The organism is Flavivirga jejuensis, from assembly GCF_030540765.1.
Taxonomy (GTDB): domain Bacteria; phylum Bacteroidota; class Bacteroidia; order Flavobacteriales; family Flavobacteriaceae; genus Flavivirga; species Flavivirga jejuensis.
In genome coordinates this window covers 582,089-599,689 of sequence record NZ_JAUOEL010000001.1, presented here as the reverse complement: position 1 = coordinate 599,689, position 17,601 = coordinate 582,089, and the positions used below count along the sequence as shown (strand labels likewise).

The window sequence follows — 17,601 nt, the reverse complement described above, 5'->3', positions numbered from 1 at the left end:
AATATAAAAGATTCCCATCTTTATAGGAATTATAATCTAACGCCTATTCCAAATTCTACCGCTTCCGCTTTTGCAACATGTGTTTTTAGCGTTATAGCTCCAAACCATTTATCACCAAAATAATGTTTTAAACCTACTCTAAAATACGTGCGTCCTTCAAAATCAAACGGATAATAAACATAATATCCTAACTGTGTGATAACTGACATTTTATTAATAAATAATTCATGACCAGCAAAAACACCGACTCTCTTATAATCTTCATTTCCAGATAAATTATCTCCTGGAAAAGCAACCGATCTATAATAAATATACTCTTTTAAAAAATTTGAAAAGAAAACATCCGTCCCTAACTGGAATGCACTTTTTCTATTAATACGCTTATCTGCATAAGCAGAAAAAATGTAAAAAGGGAATTGTCCGCTACCAATAACATCACTTTCATTAATCCCTGCTCTAAATGCTATATTATATTTTATAGGTTGGGTAAACTTACCATCATTTTCATCTAAGGTAGATTTAAATTCTGGCGCTTTATCATCTAAATTATAAGTCATCCCAACGTTTAGGGCTATAACATTTATACTTGTATTAGGCGATTTTACACTAGCATTAGAATAATGAATAAATGACAGGCCTGCTTGTAAACCAAACCTATTTATAATATGTTCTTTTTTATAATTAAGCATCAAGTAAGCAGTACCCATTATTTTGGAACCAAAGGCTATATTTCTAAAATTCTCTACTTTATCATAAGGTTTATTTGAGTAAGTTAAACCTTGACCTATACGTAACATCACATTCCGTTTTAAAAAATAAAAATTGTAATGCGCATATAATGAAGCAACGTTGCCTAAAACATCATTTTTTAAGTCTTGATAGATAAAAGACACACCATGATCTGGATAGTTGTAGCGTTGCTCCCAATCTTTAAATCCATAGTTTTTTTTATTCCAACTTAAAATAAAACCTTCTGGGCGTCCTTTTATTAAATGCAGAATATCGGTATTATGTAAAGCTATATTTCCGTTAATATAATTAACATCCATATAAGATGTGTGTTCTTTTTCCTGGGAGAATGAACAGTTGACAATAGCACAAAAAACACAGACTAAAAATAACTTCATTAAAGTAGGTTTACCTAAATAAAGGGCAAAAATAACAGAAATATTAAAACATATGAGATGCAATGGCTTTTATATTATCACTTTTACCCATTGAGTAATAATGCAATACAGGTACACCTGCTTTTTTAAGCTCTTCAGATTGTTTTATAGCCCACTCAACACCTACTTGCCTTACCTGTTTATTATCTTTGCATTTTTCAACTTCATTAACTAAAATTTCTGGTAAATCTATTTTAAAGACCTGAGGTAGTACTTGTAAATGACGTTTAACCGCTAAAGGTTTTATGCCAGGAATGATAGGCACATCAATACCTGCCTTTTTTGCCTGGTCTACAAACTCAAAGTATTTCTCATTATCAAAAAACATTTGCGTGACTACATAATCTGCTCCAGCTTCTACTTTTTCTTTAAGACGTCTTAAATCCGCTTGCAAAGAAGGGGCTTCCATATGTTTTTCAGGATAACCAGCTACACCAATACAAAAATTAGATTTATGATCTGATTCTATAACTTCGTGTAAATACTTTCCACAATTTAAATTCTGAATTTGAGCTACTAAGTCTGTTGCATATGCATTACCTCCTTTAGAAGGTTGAAAATATTTTTGATGGCTCATAGCATCACCACGTAACGCCATAACGTTATCGATACCTAAATAATGGCAATCCACCAACAAGTATTCTGTTTCTTCTTTTGTAAAACCGCCACATAATACATGCGGAACGGTATCCACATTGTATTTATGTTTTATTGCTGCACAAATACCAACAGTACCTGGTCGCATACGTGTTATTTTTCTATCTAATAAGCCTTCACCTTTATCAATATAAATATATTGTTCCCTAGAAGTTGTTACATCAATAAATGGTGGTTCAAACTCCATTAAAGGGTCTATATTATTATATAATTCTTGAATGTTTCTACCTTTTTGTGGTGGAATAATTTCAAACGAAAACAATGTTTTCCCGTTAGCTTTCTTTATATGATCTGTTACTTTCATGTGCCTTTCCAATCCCTCCAAAGAAGGGTTTTTAATGGGTCGTATTTAATTTATTTTTAATTTTAATTGCATCCAATAATACTTGTGCCTCCCCTTCAGAGAAGGTCGGTAGGGATTACTCCTCTGCCAAATTAGGATGCAACCACTTTCTAGCTTTATCTTTTCCAATGCCTTTTCTAGTGGCATAATCAGTGACTTGGTCATCAGTAATTTTACCTAAGCCAAAATATTTTGCTTCTGGATTTCCAAAATAATATCCTGATACTGCAGCTGCTGGCCACATGGCTAAACTTTCAGTAAGGGTAACTCCTATTAACTCTTCTACATCCAACAACTCCCAAATGGTCTCTTTCTCTAAATGATCTGGACATGCTGGGTAACCAGGTGCTGGACGAATCCCTTTATAGGTTTCTTTTATTAAATCTTCATTAGATAAATCTTCATCTGCCGCATACCCCCAGTGCTTCATTCTCACTTGCTTGTGTAAGTATTCTGCAAACGCTTCAGCAAATCTATCTGCAATGGCTTGTGCCATTATCGAGTTATAATCATCTTCTTTGTCCTTGTAAAAAGTTGCTAGTTCTTGCGCTCCAAAAATACCCACACAGAATGCCCCCATATAATCGGTTTTACCTGTTTCTTTTGGCGCTATAAAATCAGACAAAGCAATATTTGGAATGCCATCTCTTTTCTTTAATTGTTGACGTAACGTCCTAAACACAGCAATCTCATTTCCTTTTTTCTGAATAGAAATGTCATCTTCATTTATAGTATTAGCCTCAAATAAACCAAAGACTCCTTTTGGTTTTAATAACTGTTTCGCAATAATTTGTTTAATCATTTCTTGGGCATCCTCATACAATTGTGTTGCTTGTTCTCCCACAACATCATCTGTTAATATCTCTGGGAATTTACCATGCAAATCCCACGAAATAAAGAAAGGTTTCCAATCTATAAAGGGTAACAACTCTTTCAAGCTTAATTGTTTTAATCTTTGAATTCCTAATTCATTAGGTTTTACAATGTCTGATGTTTCCCAATCTATAGTATATTTTTTACGACGCGCTTCTGCTATCGAAATATATGATTTCTCTTTACCTCGTTTTAAAAACTTCTCACGAAATTCATCGTAATCTTTTTTAAGTTTTGCTACATACTCATTAGAGGTCTTTTTATTTAATAAATCTCCAACGACTGTCACCGCTCTGGAAGCGTCATTAACGTGAACTACAGCATTTTTATACTGAGGATCAATTTTCACTGCGGTATGCGCTTTCGATGTTGTTGCTCCACCAATAAGCAAAGGCACAGAAAAATTTTGACGCTCCATTTCTTTAGCCAGATACACCATTTCGTCTAAAGATGGCGTAATTAAACCAGACAAACCAATGGCATCTACGTTATGTTCTTTGGCTTCTGAAATAACTTTTTCAGGTGGCACCATAACCCCTAGATCAACAATTTCGTAGTTATTACACCCTAAAACAACACTCACAATATTTTTACCAATATCATGTACATCGCCTTTTACGGTAGCCATTAACACCTTACCTAAAGCTTCTTGTTTTTCACCTTTTTCGGCTTCAATAAAAGGGTTTAAATAACCAACCGCCTTTTTCATAACCCTTGCTGATTTTACTACTTGGGGTAGAAACATTTTACCAGCACCAAATAAATCACCAACCACATTCATTCCAATCATTAAATGCCCCTCAATAACCTCAATTGGTTTTTTAGCTTCCTGTCTTGCTTGTTCTACATCTTCAATAATGTATGCATCAATTCCTTTTACAAGCGCATGAGTTATACGCTCTTGAAGTGAATTTTCTCTCCATGACAAGTCAACAGTTTTTTCTTTTTTAGAACCTTTAACTGTTTCGGCGAAATCCAATAATCGTTCGGTAGCATCGTCTCTTCTATCTAAAATAACGTCTTCTACATGTTCTAACAAGTCTTTAGGAATGTCATCATACACCTCTAAAAGTGCTGGGTTTACAATCCCCATATTCATCCCTGCTTGAATGGCATAGTATAAAAACACCGAGTGCATCGCTTCACGAACCCTATCATTTCCTCTAAATGAAAACGACACATTACTCACACCACCACTAACACTCACATTTGGCAGATTTTCCCGTACCCAACGTGTGGCTTCAATAAAATCGATCGCATTTTTGCGGTGTTCTTCCATACCTGTTGCTACAGGGAATATATTTAGATCGAAAATTATATCTTCTGATGGAAATCCTACTTTATCAACTAAAACACGGTATGAGCGTTCTGCTATTTCGATACGTCTTTCGTAATTATCTGCTTGTCCAACCTCATCAAAAGCCATCACAATAACAGCTGCTCCGTATCGTTTAACCTGCTTTGCTTCCCAAATAAACTTTTCTTCGCCTTCTTTTAAGGAAATAGAATTTACGACACATTTACCTTGCACGACTTGAAGTCCTGCCTCAATAATTTCCCATTTAGAACTATCTATCATAATAGGCACACGGCAAATATCTGGTTCGGCTGCAATTAAATTTAAGAAACGAACCATCGATTCTTTACCATCAATAAGACCGTCGTCCATATTGATATCTATTATTTGCGCACCTCCGTCTACTTGATGTCGTGCTATATCTAAGGCCTCATCAAATTTTTCTTCTTTTATTAATCTTAAGAACTTACGAGAACCAGCAACATTGGTACGTTCACCAACATTGATAAAATTGCTGTTTTCGTTTAGGATTAGTGGTTCTAATCCTGAAAGTCTCATATATTTTGTTTGGTTAGCTTTCATTATTTATAATGTTCTACAATTGGAAATGGCTCATAAAAATGGTGTAATAATGCTTTCCATTTTTGATATTCACTCGATTTTCTAAATCCGATCTCATGATCTTCAATCGTCTCCCAATTCACTAATAATATATATTTATCTTCTTGCTCAACACACTTTTTTAATTCGTGTGATATGTAACCCTTCATAGAGGAAATGATACGTTGCGCTTCTTGAAAAACTTTTTCAAAATCTGCAGAAAGCCCTTTTTTAATATTTAAGATGGCAACTTCGAGTATCATAACTTTAACTTAATGTGATTCTGAAACAAGTTCAGAATGATGTCTTGGTTTATATTTAGCGGCTATATCTGCAATAACTTTAATATGCTCTGGGCTTGTACCACAACAGCCTCCAATAATATTTATTAAATCCTTTTTTAAATATTCTTCTATTTGCTCTCCCATCTCTTCTGGTGTTTCATCATACTCACCAAAGGCATTTGGCAATCCAGCATTGGGATGGGCAGAAATTGCAAAATCTGTTTTAGAAGCAATAGCTTCTAAATGTGGTTGCAATAAATTAGCTCCTAAAGCACAATTAAAACCAACAGATAATAATGGAATATGTGATACTGAGATCAAAAAAGCTTCTGCTGTTTGACCAGAAAGTGTTCTCCCTGACGCATCGGTAATTGTGCCACTAAGCATAACAGGAATGTCTATATTGCGTGCTTCTTTAACTTCTTCTATAGCAAATAATGCAGCTTTAGCATTCAGGGTATCAAAAACGGTTTCTACTAAAAGTAGATCTGAACCACCATCAACTAAAGCTTCTACTTGCTGCTTATAAGCTATCCGTAATTCATCAAACGTTACAGCCCTATAGCCAGGATCGTTTACATCTGGCGACATACTTGCTGTACGGTTTGTTGGTCCAATGGATCCTGCTACAAAACGAGGTTTATGTGGTTCTTTGGCTGTAAATTCATCGGCTACTTCCTTTGCTATTTTTGCAGACTGGTAATTAAGTTCGTAAACTAAATCTTCCATTTGATAATCTGCCATGGCGATTGTTGTGCCAGAAAACGTATTCGTTTCTACAATATCTGCACCTACTTCAAAATACTTAGCGTGTATTTCTTTAATTGCTTTTGGCTGCGTGATAGACAGCAAATCGTTATTACCCTGCAACGGCGTTGGGTAATCTTTAAAACGATCGCCTCTAAAATCTTCTTCTGTAAATTTATAGGCCTGCAACATAGTACCCATAGCACCATCTAGTACTAAAATACGGTCTTGTAAAGCTTGTTTTATGTTCGACATTTTGATATTTTTTATCTATATGTCATCAAGAAAAGTAAAAGAAACACTTTTCGTTATCTTTCCAATATTTTTTTAAACATTAGTAGAACGTAGCACCTTCTTTAAAGTTAAAGGGTTGCCAAGGCTTCAACGGGTCTATTCCCTCTACCTTTCTTGATAACATTAATACGTTAATGAACTAGTGAGCAAAAGTACTAACTATATTTTTTTTATCCACATTAAATTGATAAAAATTGCACTATTCGAATAAAGTGGAGGATAAATACCTATCGCCTCTATCACAAATAACAGCAACTACAACACCTTCATCAATAGATTCTGCTATTTTTAAAGCACAATACACAGCGCCACCACTACTCATCCCTGCAAAAATGCCTTCTTCTTTAGCTAAACGTTGCGTCATCGCTTTAGCTTGAACATCACTTACATCGATAACTTGGTCTACTTTTGAACGATCGAAAAACTTAGGCACATAATCGGGCGACCATTTTCGAATACCAGGTATTCTAGAACCATCAGCTGGTTGTGCTCCAACTATTTGTATGTTTTTATTTTTCTCCTTTAAAAATGTGGAAGTTCCCATAATGGTTCCCGTAGTTCCCATGGCAGATACAAAGTGTGTTATTTCACCCTCGGTATCTCTCCATATTTCTGGTCCTGTGGTTTTATAATGCGCCTTCCAGTTATCATTATTTTCAAACTGATTTAAAAGCGTGTACCCTTTTTCGTCTCTTAATTTAAAAGCGAGATCTCTGGAACCTTCAATACCTACATCTGCTGGTGTTAAAATAACCTCAGCCCCATATGCACGCATGGTTTTAACGCGTTCTTCGGTGGAGTTCTCTGGCATAATCAACACCATATTCAATCCTAACAATTGCGCAATGAAAGCCAAAGCAATGCCTGTGTTTCCACTTGTAGCTTCAACCAAAGTACCTCCTTTTTCTATATCGCCTCTTTTTAATGCTTCATTAATCATATTAAAAGCAGCACGATCTTTAACACTACCACCAGGGTTATTACCCTCCAGTTTTAAAAATAATCGAACCTTTTTATTTTTTATAATATGACTTGCTTCAACTATTGGTGTATTACCAATGTCATCTAATATGCTTTTACCGTATCCCATTTTTTTTAGGTCTGATTTTAATTTCTGTCTGATAAGTAACTAACGAGTTTTCTGGAACCGATTGTGTAATCCAAACATTTGCGCCAATTATACTGTCTTTACCAATAACGATATCGCCTCCTAAAATAGTGGCATTGGCATAAATTGTTACATTATCATCTATGGTTGGATGTCTTTTTGTTGATGCCAAATCTTTAGAAACCTGAATTCCCCCTAAGGTTACCCCTTGATAAATTTTAACATTGCTTTTTATTATTGAAGACTCTCCTATTACAATTCCTGTACCATGATCAATATAAAATGATTCACCAATAGTAGCCCCCGGGTGAATGTCGATACCTGTAATGCCATGAATGTATTCACTCATCATTCTTGGTAAAATATACACGTCTCGCTTATAAAGCGCATGACTTAATCTATAAATTGAGATAGCATGAAACCCTGGATATGCCATATAAATCTCATCTAAACAATGCGATGCTGGATCATTATTTTCGAATGCAATAGCATCCAAATCTAATATTTTTCTAATCTCTGGAAGTTCGGATTTAAAACTTTCCCATATAGCTTTACCGTTATCTATATCTAGTTTAGATGTTATTTTTAGAAATGTTTTCTCTAAATATTCTCCATAAGCTTCTTCCTGTTCACTATCGAACAACGCATAAAACAATCTTTTGGTAAATTTTTTGACTGTGTCTTTTAAACAAACATTATAGCTTTTCATGTATTATTTGTTTGGCAGGGCTTATCCCAATTATCACTCCTTTTAGTTTTAAATAGTATTAGAAATTAAGCTTATAAAAATAAAACTAATATCGCTTAATATTCATGTTTTCTGTAAAAAACAAACCCTGCAAAGTTTAGCGCTTAAACCTTGCAGGATTGTTTTATTATTAATCAAACTAAAAATTAATTAATAGCTTGAACAACTGCTTTAGGTGCTTCTTTTCTTGTTCCGTCAAAGCCATCAATTCCACTAACGGTTGTATATTTTAAAACATATTTTTTACCAGGATTGATAATTCTGTATGCCGCTTGACACATTAATGTTGCCTCATGGAATCCACACAAAATTAATTTTAATTTCTCTGGATATGTATTTACATCACCTATAGCAAAAACACCAGGAATATTGGTTTGATAGTTTAATGAATTATCAACTTTTATAGCATTCTTTTCAATATCTAATCCCCAATTTCCAATAGGTCCTAACTTAGGTGACAATCCAAATAATGGAATAAAGTGGTCTGTTTCAATTTGAGAAGTTTCACCATCTTTAACAACAGTAAGTGTTTCTATTTTACCATTACCATGTACCCCTTTAACTTCTGCTGGTGTAATTAAATTAATTTTACCAAGTTTAGTTAATTCTCCAACTTTTTCAACAGAATCCAAAGCTCCTCTAAATTCATTTCTTCTATGAATTAAAGTCACTTCTGAAGCGACATCGGTTAAAAAGATACTCCAATCTAATGCAGAATCACCTCCACCAGAAATCACTACTTTTTTATCTCTATAAAATTCTGGGTCTTTAATAATATATTCAACTCCTTTATCTTCATAATCTACAATACCATCTATAGCTGGTTTTCTAGGCTCGAAAGATCCTAATCCTCCAGCAATAGCAACTACGGGTGCCTGGTGTTGCGTACCTTTATTAGTTGTTACAATAAATGAACCATCTTCTTGTTTTTCTATTGTTTCTGCACGCTCACCTAAAGTAAACCCTGGTTCAAACTGTTTTCCTTGTTCTAGTAAATTTTTAGTTAAATCACCAGCCAATATTTCAGGAAAACCAGGAATATCATAAATAGGTTTTTTAGGATAAATTTCCGAACATTGTCCGCCTGGTTGTGGCAATGCATCTATTAAATGACATTTAAGTTTTAATAAACCTGCTTCAAAAACCGCGAATAACCCAGTTGGACCCGCGCCTATTATAAGTATATCTGTTTTAATCATTATATGCTTCTTTACTTTTATTTTTCAATTAATCCTTTTGTGAATTCGTTTAATTTTTCGACTTTTTCCTCGAAATCACCTTTTATTGTCTTTCTGTATTCGTTTAAGTTTTTAACCAAATCATCTATGTTTTCTGGAATCACATCCTCGAAAAACTGACGTAATCTTTTGGCTGTTGTTGGCGATTTTCCATTTGTTGAAATCGCTACTTTCACATGACCTTTTGTTACAATGCCACCCATATAAAAATCACAATATGGTGGGTTATCGGCAACGTTCACTAATTTAGCTTCTGCTCTACAATCTTTCCAAACCTCCACATTTACTTCTGGGATATCTGTCGTAGCTACAACAATATGCTTTCCCTTTAAATAACTTTTATTATAAGCATCTTTAATCAGCGTAACATCACCTTTATTTGCAAGTGCTACAGTGCCATCTCTAAATATAGGCGACACCATGGTAACATGTGCATCTGGACTTGATTTTAATAGGAACGTTAATTTTTCTTCAGCTACAAAACCGCCACCTACAATAAGTACGTTTAAGTTTTTAGTCTTTAAAAAAATAGGATATAAATTATTCCTTTCTGCCTCCGAAGGGGAAACTGAATTCGATATATTTATTTTATCGTCGTCCTTGGCTATCATATTACAATTCCTGATTAACTTCTTTATAAATGGATGTTAATACAGCACGTTTTTTAACCACATCACCAATAACGATAATAGCGGGATTTTTTAATTCTTTTTCAGCTACAATATCGCTAATTGTTTCAATAGTACCAATCCCTGCATTTTCATTTTCTTTCGTACCATTTTGAATAATTGCAATAGCTGTGTCTTGTTTGTTTTCTTCTGAAAAAATACGAACAATTTCGCTCAACTTACCCATCCCCATTAAAATAACTACAGTTGCTGTTGATTTTGCAGCCAAAGCAACATCTGATGATAACTGATGATTTTTTGTTGTTCCTGTAATCACCCAAAAACTTTCTGAAGCATTTCGTTTAGTTAAAGGAATCCCCAGATATGCTGGTACTGCAACAGCCGATGATATGCCAGGGACTACAAAAGTCTCTAAACCAAATTGCCTTGCATAATCAATCTCTTCTGCGCCTCTTCCAAATATAAATGGATCGCCACCTTTCAATCTCACAACATGCCCGTGGTTTTTGGCTTTACTAACTATAAGTTCATTTATTTGTTCTTGCTGAAACGCATAACACCCCTTACGTTTACCCACAAAAATGAGTTCCGCACTGCTTGATGCATATTTTAGTAATGCCTCATTAATAAGAGCATCGTACAGAATAACATCTGCAGATTCAATAGATTTAATAGCTTTGAGCGTTATTAAATCTACATCGCCTGGTCCAGCTCCTACAACAGTTAAGCGCCCCTTACTTCCCGAAGAGGGGATTGAACTCGCAGCTTTATTATCTATACTTTTTTCTTTATTCATTATTCTTTACTAAAAACAGTTTTTAAACTGTTACTTTTCCTCCTTTAGGAGTTACAGGGTTTTCTGTTTCTCTAAATGTTCTTACTTTATCTAAAAACAGATTTGCATTATCAATATACCTTAATGCAAAATCTTCTGTTGGTGCAAATTTATTAATTTGATAGATCAATTCTGAGAAAGATGTTCCTAAATCTATATTTCCGCTTGCTACAAACAATTCATCAAATTGACTTATAATGCCTGCATGGGTATTTGTTTTCTTATTTTCTGCTAATAATAAGGCTTTAGCCGAATTAACTAAAGAACTATAAGCATGATAAATAGCACTTGAATACACTTTTTCATCGAAAGATTTTCTAGCATTTTCAATCTTTTCTTCACTTTCTAAAAATAAGGTTGCAATTAAATCGATAACAACACCAGCGCATTCACCAATACCAATTTCTTTAACATATTTCTCTTCTTCACCCCAATCGATAAAATCATCTTGTGTTAAACTAGTAACATCTTGCAGATCGTTTAAAAAATTATAGAAATACTTCTCTCCTTTTTCTTTATAATAAGTAACAAATTGTTTCCCGTTTGCATTCGCTTCAAAATCATTTAAAATTCTTCGTAATGCTTCTGGTCCTCTTTTGCTTGGTACTTTAACTACTTTATCAGCAAAGGCACCATTACCACCTCCTAAGTTACCACCACCTAATAATACTTGTAATGCAGGTGCTACTAATTTATCTGGTGTACGAACAGACATGCCCTGGAAACCAATATTTGCCATATTATGTTGTCCGCAGGCATTCATACAACCACTAATTTTAATAACTAAATCTTCGTTACTTAGGTACTGTGGGTATTCCGATTTAATAACACGTTCCAATTCATCTGCAATTCCAGTACTACTTGCAATTCCTAAATTACAAGTATCTGTACCTGGACATGCGGTAATATCAACAGCTTTATTATAACCTGCTTCTACAAAACCTAATTTTTCTAATTCATTATAGAAAAACGGTACTAATTCTCTTTTCACAAAAGGAATTACAATGTTTTGACGTAATGACAATCTTATTTCACCAGCTGCATAATTATCAACTAAATCGGCTAACAATCTCGCTTTGTCTGTATAAAAATCGCCTAAAAGCACTTTAATTCCAATAGCCACATAACCTTCTTGTTTTTGAGGAATCAGGTTTGTAGACTTCCATATTTCGAATGCCTTTTGATCTTTAATGTCTACTAATGGTACCTCAACATCTACTGGTTTTGAAACCTCGTATGCATCTGCATCAATAGCAACTGTTTTAAACTCAATAGCATCTTGCTCTTCTTCAACTAATGCCTTAAAAGCCTCTAAGCCTATATCTTTTATTAAGAATTTCATACGCGCTTTGGCACGGCTTTTACGCTCACCATGACGATCAAAGATTCTTAAAACGCCTTCCATTACGGGAATGATCTTATCTGTTTCTAAAAAATCATATAATACATCGGCATGACGTGGTTGAGAACCTAATCCACCACCAAGGAGTACTTTAAATCCACGTACACCATTTTCAATCTTCGCTATAAAACCTAAATCGTGCATGTACGATAAACCAGTATCTTCATCTGAAGATGAAAAAGACACCTTAAACTTACGTCCCATTTCCTGACAAATAGGGTTTCTTAAGAAGAAACGAAATAGCGCATCTGCATAGGGCGATACATCAAACGGTTCATTCACGTCTATACCTGCAGTTTCTGAAGCGGTTACATTTCTTACTGTATTACCACAAGCTTCTCTAAGGGTGACATCATCACGTTCTAACTCGGCCCAAAGTTCTGGAGTTCTGTTTAGATCAACATAGTGAATTTGAATATCCTGACGTGTGGTAATATGTAAACGACCACGAGAATACTCATCGGACACCTCAGAAATTCTTCGTAATTGATTGCTCTTAACTTTTCCATAAGGCAATTTTATACGAATCATTTGTACACCTTCTTGACGCTGTCCGTAAACACCACGTGCTAAACGAAGGCTTCTAAATTTCTCTTCATCTATTTTACCATTATGAAAAAGCTGAATTTTATTAGCTAATTCTATAATGTCATTTTCGACAATTGGATTTTCTATTTCTGTTCTAAAACTTTGCATACACAAGTCCCTCCTAACCTCCCCGAAGGAGAGGCATTCTTACTCGGGTGAAGTAAGAATATTGTTATTAATTTATTTTCTCATACCCTACAAGGTTTTAAAACCCTTATAGAAAAACTTATTCTTTTTTTCACAAACCTGCCAGTTCCCTCTTCGGGGACTAGAGGGATTTATTGAATGAAGCCAGCCCCAACAGTATTATTGTTTTGTGTATCAATTAAGATAAACGAACCATTTGTTCTGTGGTTTTTAAACTGATCGTAAAAAATTGGCTTATTTAATTTAAAAGTTACCGAAGCAATATCATTAACATTTAAACCAGTAACATTTTCTTCTATTCCAGAATAATCTGGATTAATTTTATGATTAATTCTATCAACTTTAGCTAGTACTTTATTCACACCATGCTGTACTACATATTTACCTCCTGGTGTTAATTGGCTTGAGTCCATCCAGCATACATTGGCCGTAAATTGCTTCTCTATAGTTGGCAAATCGCCATCTTTTACAATCATATCTCCTCTGCTCACATTGATATCATTTTCTAAAGTGATGGTTACCGACGAACGTCTTGAAGCCGTTTCATACTTTTCATCATAGAAATAAATATCTTTTATTTTAGATTTTGTTTGCGACGGCAATACCACGATATCATCTCCAACACTTAAATTACCTCCATACACTTTTCCTGCATACCCTCTATAGTCGTGAAAATCTTCTGTTTTTGGGCGTATTACGTATTGTACTGGAAACCTTGGAGTCCCAACATTAAAAATATCTGATTTATCTATTTCCTCTAAATGCTCTAATAAAGTCTGACCTTCGTACCAAGGCATCTTATCTGTTTTATTTACAACATTATCTCCTTTTAAAGCACTAACTGGAATAAACGTTATTTTTTGATCTTGATAATCTCTTTTACTCATCAACTCTGAAAAATCAGCTTTGATTTTATTATATGTTTCTTCAGAATAATCAACTAAATCCATTTTATTAATGGCAACAACAACATCTTTAACTCTCAATAAGTTATTGATAAAAAAGTGACGATTCGTTTGTTCGATAACACCTTTTCTGGCATCAATTAAAATGATGGATGCTTGAGATGTTGAAGCTCCTGTTACCATGTTACGTGTATATTCTACGTGACCTGGAGTATCTGCTATAATGTAACTTTTCTTAGCTGTTGAGAAGTAAATATGGGCGACATCTATCGTGATTCCTTGCTCTCTCTCTGCTACTAAACCATCTGTTGCTAAAGAAAAATCTAAATAATCGTAACCTCTTTGCTTACTTGTTTTTTCAATAGCTTCTAACTTATCTGTGGTTAATGATTTTGTATCGTATAGAATACGTCCTATCAAGGTACTTTTACCATCATCTACACTTCCTGCTGTTGCAATTTTTAATACTTCCATTTCTATATTGTAATGTCGGCCTTCTACTAGTTTACTTCAAGCCTGAATTTGTATTCTTTTTAAAAGATTTCCGCCTTCGCGGAAATGACAAAAATTGGTATTCTAGAAATACCCTTGTTGTTTACGTTTCTCCATAGCCGCTTCAGATCGTTTATCGTCAATACGCGCACCACGTTCTGAAATCGTACTTTCTCTAATTTCTTGTACAACCTTAGAAATAGATACGGCATCAGATAGTACTGCTGCTGTACAACTCATATCTCCAACGGTTCTAAAACGTACAAGCTCTTCTATGACTTCTTCGCTTTCATCCCTATAAACCACACCATCTTCTGCAGACCATATCATACCATCTCTTAAAAACACTTTACGTTTGTGCGCAAAATAGATGGAAGGAATCTCAATAGCCTCTCTTTCTATATAAGACCACACATCTAATTCTGTCCAATTAGAAATTGGAAACACACGCACATTTTGTCCATGTTCAATATCACCATTTAGCATATCGAATAACTCTGGGCGTTGGTTTTTCTCATCCCATTGTCCGAAATCATCACGTACCGAAAAAATACGCTCTTTAGCTCTTGCTTTTTCTTCATCACGACGCGCTCCTCCAATACATGCATCAAATTTAAATTCTTCAATAGCATCTAAAAGCGTGGTTGTTTGCAACATATTTCTGCTTGCATAACGTCCAGATTCTTCTTTTACTTTTCCTTGATCGATAGAATCTTGTACATTTCTAACAATCAATTCCAATCCTAATTCTTCAACCAAACGGTCTCTAAATTCAATCGTTTCAGGAAAATTATGACCTGTATCAATATGCATTAAAGGAAACGGCACTTTTGCTGGATAGAATGCTTTTACCGCTAATCTTACCAAAGTGATCGAATCTTTTCCTCCTGAAAATAACAACACTGGTTTTTCAAACTGTGCTGCTACTTCTCTCATGATGTATATCGCTTCATTTTCTAACGAGTTGATATGTGATGTATCTTTGTTCATAATTTTTAGCCCGCTAACCCCCGAAGGGAGAACTCTTACTCGGGCGAATTAAGAGTTTTGTTATTATTATTTTATTCTATATGCTTAATTAACTTTCAAAACTTTCTGTTAACTACATATTAATGATCGTTTACTAATTATCCATGCAAACCGCATTCTCTATTTTCTAATGCTTTTGTTGGATCGAAATATTTAAATTCGTTTGGTAAATTATTTTCTTCTAAATAGGCATCTAATTTTTCATCAGACCAATAATAAAATGGACTCACTTTTAACACACCATCTTTACTCACACTAAAAACACCAATACTATCTCTAAATGCTGTTTGTCCCTGTCGTAAATTTGTAAACCATACTTTTGGCTTATGTTCCTCCATGGCTCTTTTAAAAGGCTCTAACTTTACTTGTTCTGTAAATAAAGCATGGTCAGGAGCATCCACACTTGGAATTCCCATAACCACGTCTCTATGAGACGATGTTTGTTTTGGCACATACAAAAACACATTTAAATCTAAATCTTTGATAACCTGTTCTGCATGTTTGTAAGTTTGTGGTGTATTATAACCTGTATCACACCAAACTACTGGGGTCTTATTTTCTACCGAATTAACAGCGTGTAAAATAGCCGCTTCGTAAGGCCTAAAATTAGTAGTCACTACCGTTTCATTATTAAGCTCAAATGCTTTTTTAATGATTTCTGCTGGTGATGCATCTTTAAATGCCTCATTCAATTCTTGTATTTGATTTTCTGTAAACATCGTTCTATACTATTTATTTTCCCCACTTAATAACATTCCAAACGCGTTCATGGAAAAAATATAACACCAATTTTGTTATAAAATCTACAGAAGCTATAGAGGCAGCGAGTTTAATATCTTTTGCCAAAACAAAAGAAACAGCCAAGGTATCCAAAGTACCTACAACCCTCCAACTAAGCGCTTTAGCAACGCTTCGAATAGGTTTTTCACCAACACTATCTTCTTTATATGTAGACTTTTCTTTATTTTTTAATAACATTTGGGCTATCATTTGTTGTTGTGTTATATTAATCCTATCGATTTAATAGGAATTACAAAAGTAATACTTTTTTCAATATGACAAACATAATTAACAGTTTTTTAGATTAATGACATGTTTTTGTGAGCATCGTTTCAGAAAAAATAAAAAAATCGAGAAATTTTAGTAAATCATCACATTCAAGAACCAGATAAATCTGCTAAAGAGACATTTCTAAATGCTTTAAATATACTATCGCGTACCCGAATCATGAGTTTATGCACGCTGCATTTATACTCGTCTGGACAGTCATTACACTTTTCGTAGTAATTTAAATCACGCATGGCACCATAGCAATAGGATCTTTTAGTTCACGCATCACATCGGTCATTAAAATATCTGAAGGTTCTTGTCGCAAATAATACCCACCATGCTTGCCCTTTTTTGAACCTAAAAACCTGATTTTCTAAGAAACTGTTTAAGTTTTTATTTTTGGAATTAGTTTAGGTGGATTACGATCTCAGTCAACTCAAAATAAATGCGAATAGCATTGCTATTTAAAGAAATTTTCCTGCAGAATAAGGGCTTAGGACGACAAAAGAAACTAAAGGATAAAATTTAAACTGTTTCCAAATGTAAACATCATGCTTTCCAAAAATTTTTGTAGAATATTTTCACTTTTGGAAATTTCTCTTATTTGCACTGGCGAATGCCCCTCTTTCTTAACAATGTAAGTCAGAGCTTAGCCCTTATTTTGTCTTTTTGGATAGCATCATGCCGATATACTTAATTTAATGTTTGCTCCAAATTGAGATAAAACTTAATTACCAAAAAATCATTTCCCTTTTTAGCGACTTATAGCGTTTTACAAAATGACAAATTCATAAGTTTTTTCCTGCTTAAAAATTAAAAGAAATAGCCGAATTTTTAATAAAATTAAGGGTTTATGTATGATTTACAATGAAAATTACTTCATTAAAAACTAAGGTTTTACCTTATTAATGCTAAGGTAAAACCTTAGCATTTTTATAAAAATATTTCATAGTTTTATAAACACAAGACAATCTTTAATAGCCCCTTATGAATATACGATTTTTAACACTTGTATTTCTTGTGTTCGCTTTTAAAATTGCTAAGGCTCAGGAATTACCAACTTTAATACCTCCTTAGTTAAGGATTGTATCTTTCCATTTTGGGAAGGGTAAAAGCTATAATATCATTTAAAAAATATCATTAAATAAATTTTAATTAAAATATTCAAC

Annotated in this window: 15 protein-coding genes, 1 pseudogene and 1 riboswitch; all 16 genes and pseudogenes read right to left on the bottom strand. The window is 34.0% G+C overall.

Annotation, left to right across the window (positions count from 1 at the left end; genetic code table 11):
* Nucleotides 1–29 precede the first annotated feature (29 nt).
* Nucleotides 30–1,127: an acyloxyacyl hydrolase gene (locus Q4Q40_RS02625; RefSeq protein ID WP_303300124.1), complete on the bottom strand. Its 1,098-nt coding sequence runs from the start codon at nt 1,125–1,127 to the stop codon at nt 30–32.
* A 43-nt stretch (nt 1,128–1,170) separates the two neighbouring features.
* Nucleotides 1,171–2,127: a methylenetetrahydrofolate reductase [NAD(P)H] gene (metF, locus tag Q4Q40_RS02620; RefSeq protein WP_303300123.1), complete on the bottom strand. Its 957-nt coding sequence runs from the start codon at nt 2,125–2,127 to the stop codon at nt 1,171–1,173.
* Nucleotides 2,128–2,242: 115 nt separating this feature from the next.
* Entirely contained in the window at nt 2,243–4,918 is a 2,676-nt protein-coding gene (gene metH, locus Q4Q40_RS02615) for a methionine synthase (protein WP_303300122.1), read from the bottom strand.
* Nucleotides 4,918–5,199, bottom strand: a complete 282-nt coding sequence (locus tag Q4Q40_RS02610; protein ID WP_303300120.1) for an antibiotic biosynthesis monooxygenase family protein — start codon at nt 5,197–5,199, stop codon at nt 4,918–4,920. Before Q4Q40_RS02610 ends, metH begins: the two co-directional genes overlap by 1 nt.
* Before the next feature lie 9 nt (nt 5,200–5,208).
* Nucleotides 5,209–6,222, bottom strand: coding sequence for a homocysteine S-methyltransferase family protein (locus tag Q4Q40_RS02605; RefSeq protein ID WP_303300119.1), 1,014 nt, complete (start codon nt 6,220–6,222; stop codon nt 5,209–5,211).
* A gap of 50 nt (nt 6,223–6,272) precedes the next feature.
* A riboswitch (SAM riboswitch) is annotated at nt 6,273–6,385 on the bottom strand.
* A gap of 75 nt (nt 6,386–6,460) precedes the next feature.
* The gene (gene cysM, locus Q4Q40_RS02600) at nt 6,461–7,351 is read right to left on the bottom strand and encodes a cysteine synthase CysM (protein WP_303300118.1); all 891 of its coding nucleotides are present in this window, start codon (nt 7,349–7,351) and stop codon (nt 6,461–6,463) included.
* On the bottom strand, nt 7,338–8,078 hold the full coding sequence (gene epsC, locus Q4Q40_RS02595; protein ID WP_303300117.1) for a serine O-acetyltransferase EpsC: 741 nt from the start codon (nt 8,076–8,078) through the stop codon (nt 7,338–7,340). The genes cysM and epsC overlap by 14 nt, the downstream gene beginning before the upstream one ends.
* Nucleotides 8,079–8,263: 185 nt before the next feature.
* Nucleotides 8,264–9,316: an NAD(P)/FAD-dependent oxidoreductase gene (locus Q4Q40_RS02590; protein WP_303300116.1), complete on the bottom strand. Its 1,053-nt coding sequence runs from the start codon at nt 9,314–9,316 to the stop codon at nt 8,264–8,266.
* A 17-nt stretch (nt 9,317–9,333) separates the two neighbouring features.
* A complete protein-coding gene (locus Q4Q40_RS02585; RefSeq protein ID WP_303300115.1) occupies nt 9,334–9,966 on the bottom strand; it encodes a precorrin-2 dehydrogenase/sirohydrochlorin ferrochelatase family protein in 633 nt (210 codons plus the stop codon).
* 1 nt (nt 9,967) lies between these two features.
* Nucleotides 9,968–10,780: a uroporphyrinogen-III C-methyltransferase gene (gene cobA, locus Q4Q40_RS02580; RefSeq protein ID WP_303300114.1), complete on the bottom strand. Its 813-nt coding sequence runs from the start codon at nt 10,778–10,780 to the stop codon at nt 9,968–9,970.
* Between the two features lie 22 nt (nt 10,781–10,802).
* Nucleotides 10,803–12,917 carry a ferredoxin-like domain-containing protein gene (locus Q4Q40_RS02575; protein ID WP_303300113.1) on the bottom strand — a complete coding sequence of 705 codons (2,115 nt, stop codon included), beginning with the start codon at nt 12,915–12,917 and terminating at the stop codon, nt 10,803–10,805.
* Between the two features lie 170 nt (nt 12,918–13,087).
* A complete protein-coding gene (locus Q4Q40_RS02570) occupies nt 13,088–14,335 on the bottom strand; it encodes a sulfate adenylyltransferase subunit 1 (protein WP_303300112.1) in 1,248 nt (415 codons plus the stop codon).
* Nucleotides 14,336–14,437: 102 nt separating this feature from the next.
* On the bottom strand, nt 14,438–15,343 hold the full coding sequence (gene cysD, locus Q4Q40_RS02565) for a sulfate adenylyltransferase subunit CysD (protein WP_303300111.1): 906 nt from the start codon (nt 15,341–15,343) through the stop codon (nt 14,438–14,440).
* Between the two features lie 137 nt (nt 15,344–15,480).
* A complete protein-coding gene (locus Q4Q40_RS02560; RefSeq protein WP_303300110.1) occupies nt 15,481–16,101 on the bottom strand; it encodes a phosphoadenosine phosphosulfate reductase domain-containing protein in 621 nt (206 codons plus the stop codon).
* A 13-nt stretch (nt 16,102–16,114) separates the two neighbouring features.
* Entirely contained in the window at nt 16,115–16,372 is a 258-nt protein-coding gene (locus Q4Q40_RS02555; protein WP_303300109.1) for a DUF2061 domain-containing protein, read from the bottom strand.
* A 167-nt stretch (nt 16,373–16,539) separates the two neighbouring features.
* Nucleotides 16,540–16,796 (bottom strand): annotated as a pseudogene (locus Q4Q40_RS02550) (RrF2 family transcriptional regulator); the annotation flags it as partial.
* Between the last annotated feature and the right edge of the window lie 805 nt (nt 16,797–17,601).

What these genes read in the sequence shown, in the direction of transcription:
- Q4Q40_RS02560 (WP_303300110.1), bottom strand. Translation starts at nt 16,101, where the DNA reads ATGTTTACAGAAAATCAAATACAAGAATTGAATGAGGCATTTAAAGAT.
- Q4Q40_RS02585 (WP_303300115.1), bottom strand. Translation starts at nt 9,966, where the DNA reads ATGATAGCCAAGGACGACGATAAAATAAATATATCGAATTCAGTTTCC.
- cysD (WP_303300111.1), bottom strand. Translation starts at nt 15,343, where the DNA reads ATGAACAAAGATACATCACATATCAACTCGTTAGAAAATGAAGCGATA.
- metF (WP_303300123.1), bottom strand. Translation starts at nt 2,127, where the DNA reads ATGAAAGTAACAGATCATATAAAGAAAGCTAACGGGAAAACATTGTTT.
- cobA (WP_303300114.1), bottom strand. Translation starts at nt 10,780, where the DNA reads ATGAATAAAGAAAAAAGTATAGATAATAAAGCTGCGAGTTCAATCCCC.
- Q4Q40_RS02625 (WP_303300124.1), bottom strand. Translation starts at nt 1,127, where the DNA reads ATGAAGTTATTTTTAGTCTGTGTTTTTTGTGCTATTGTCAACTGTTCA.
- Q4Q40_RS02570 (WP_303300112.1), bottom strand. Translation starts at nt 14,335, where the DNA reads ATGGAAGTATTAAAAATTGCAACAGCAGGAAGTGTAGATGATGGTAAA.
- epsC (WP_303300117.1), bottom strand. Translation starts at nt 8,078, where the DNA reads ATGAAAAGCTATAATGTTTGTTTAAAAGACACAGTCAAAAAATTTACC.
- Q4Q40_RS02605 (WP_303300119.1), bottom strand. Translation starts at nt 6,222, where the DNA reads ATGTCGAACATAAAACAAGCTTTACAAGACCGTATTTTAGTACTAGAT.
- Q4Q40_RS02610 (WP_303300120.1), bottom strand. Translation starts at nt 5,199, where the DNA reads ATGATACTCGAAGTTGCCATCTTAAATATTAAAAAAGGGCTTTCTGCA.
- Q4Q40_RS02555 (WP_303300109.1), bottom strand. Translation starts at nt 16,372, where the DNA reads ATGATAGCCCAAATGTTATTAAAAAATAAAGAAAAGTCTACATATAAA.
- metH (WP_303300122.1), bottom strand. Translation starts at nt 4,918, where the DNA reads ATGAAAGCTAACCAAACAAAATATATGAGACTTTCAGGATTAGAACCA.
- cysM (WP_303300118.1), bottom strand. Translation starts at nt 7,351, where the DNA reads ATGGGATACGGTAAAAGCATATTAGATGACATTGGTAATACACCAATA.
- Q4Q40_RS02575 (WP_303300113.1), bottom strand. Translation starts at nt 12,917, where the DNA reads ATGCAAAGTTTTAGAACAGAAATAGAAAATCCAATTGTCGAAAATGAC.
- Q4Q40_RS02590 (WP_303300116.1), bottom strand. Translation starts at nt 9,316, where the DNA reads ATGATTAAAACAGATATACTTATAATAGGCGCGGGTCCAACTGGGTTA.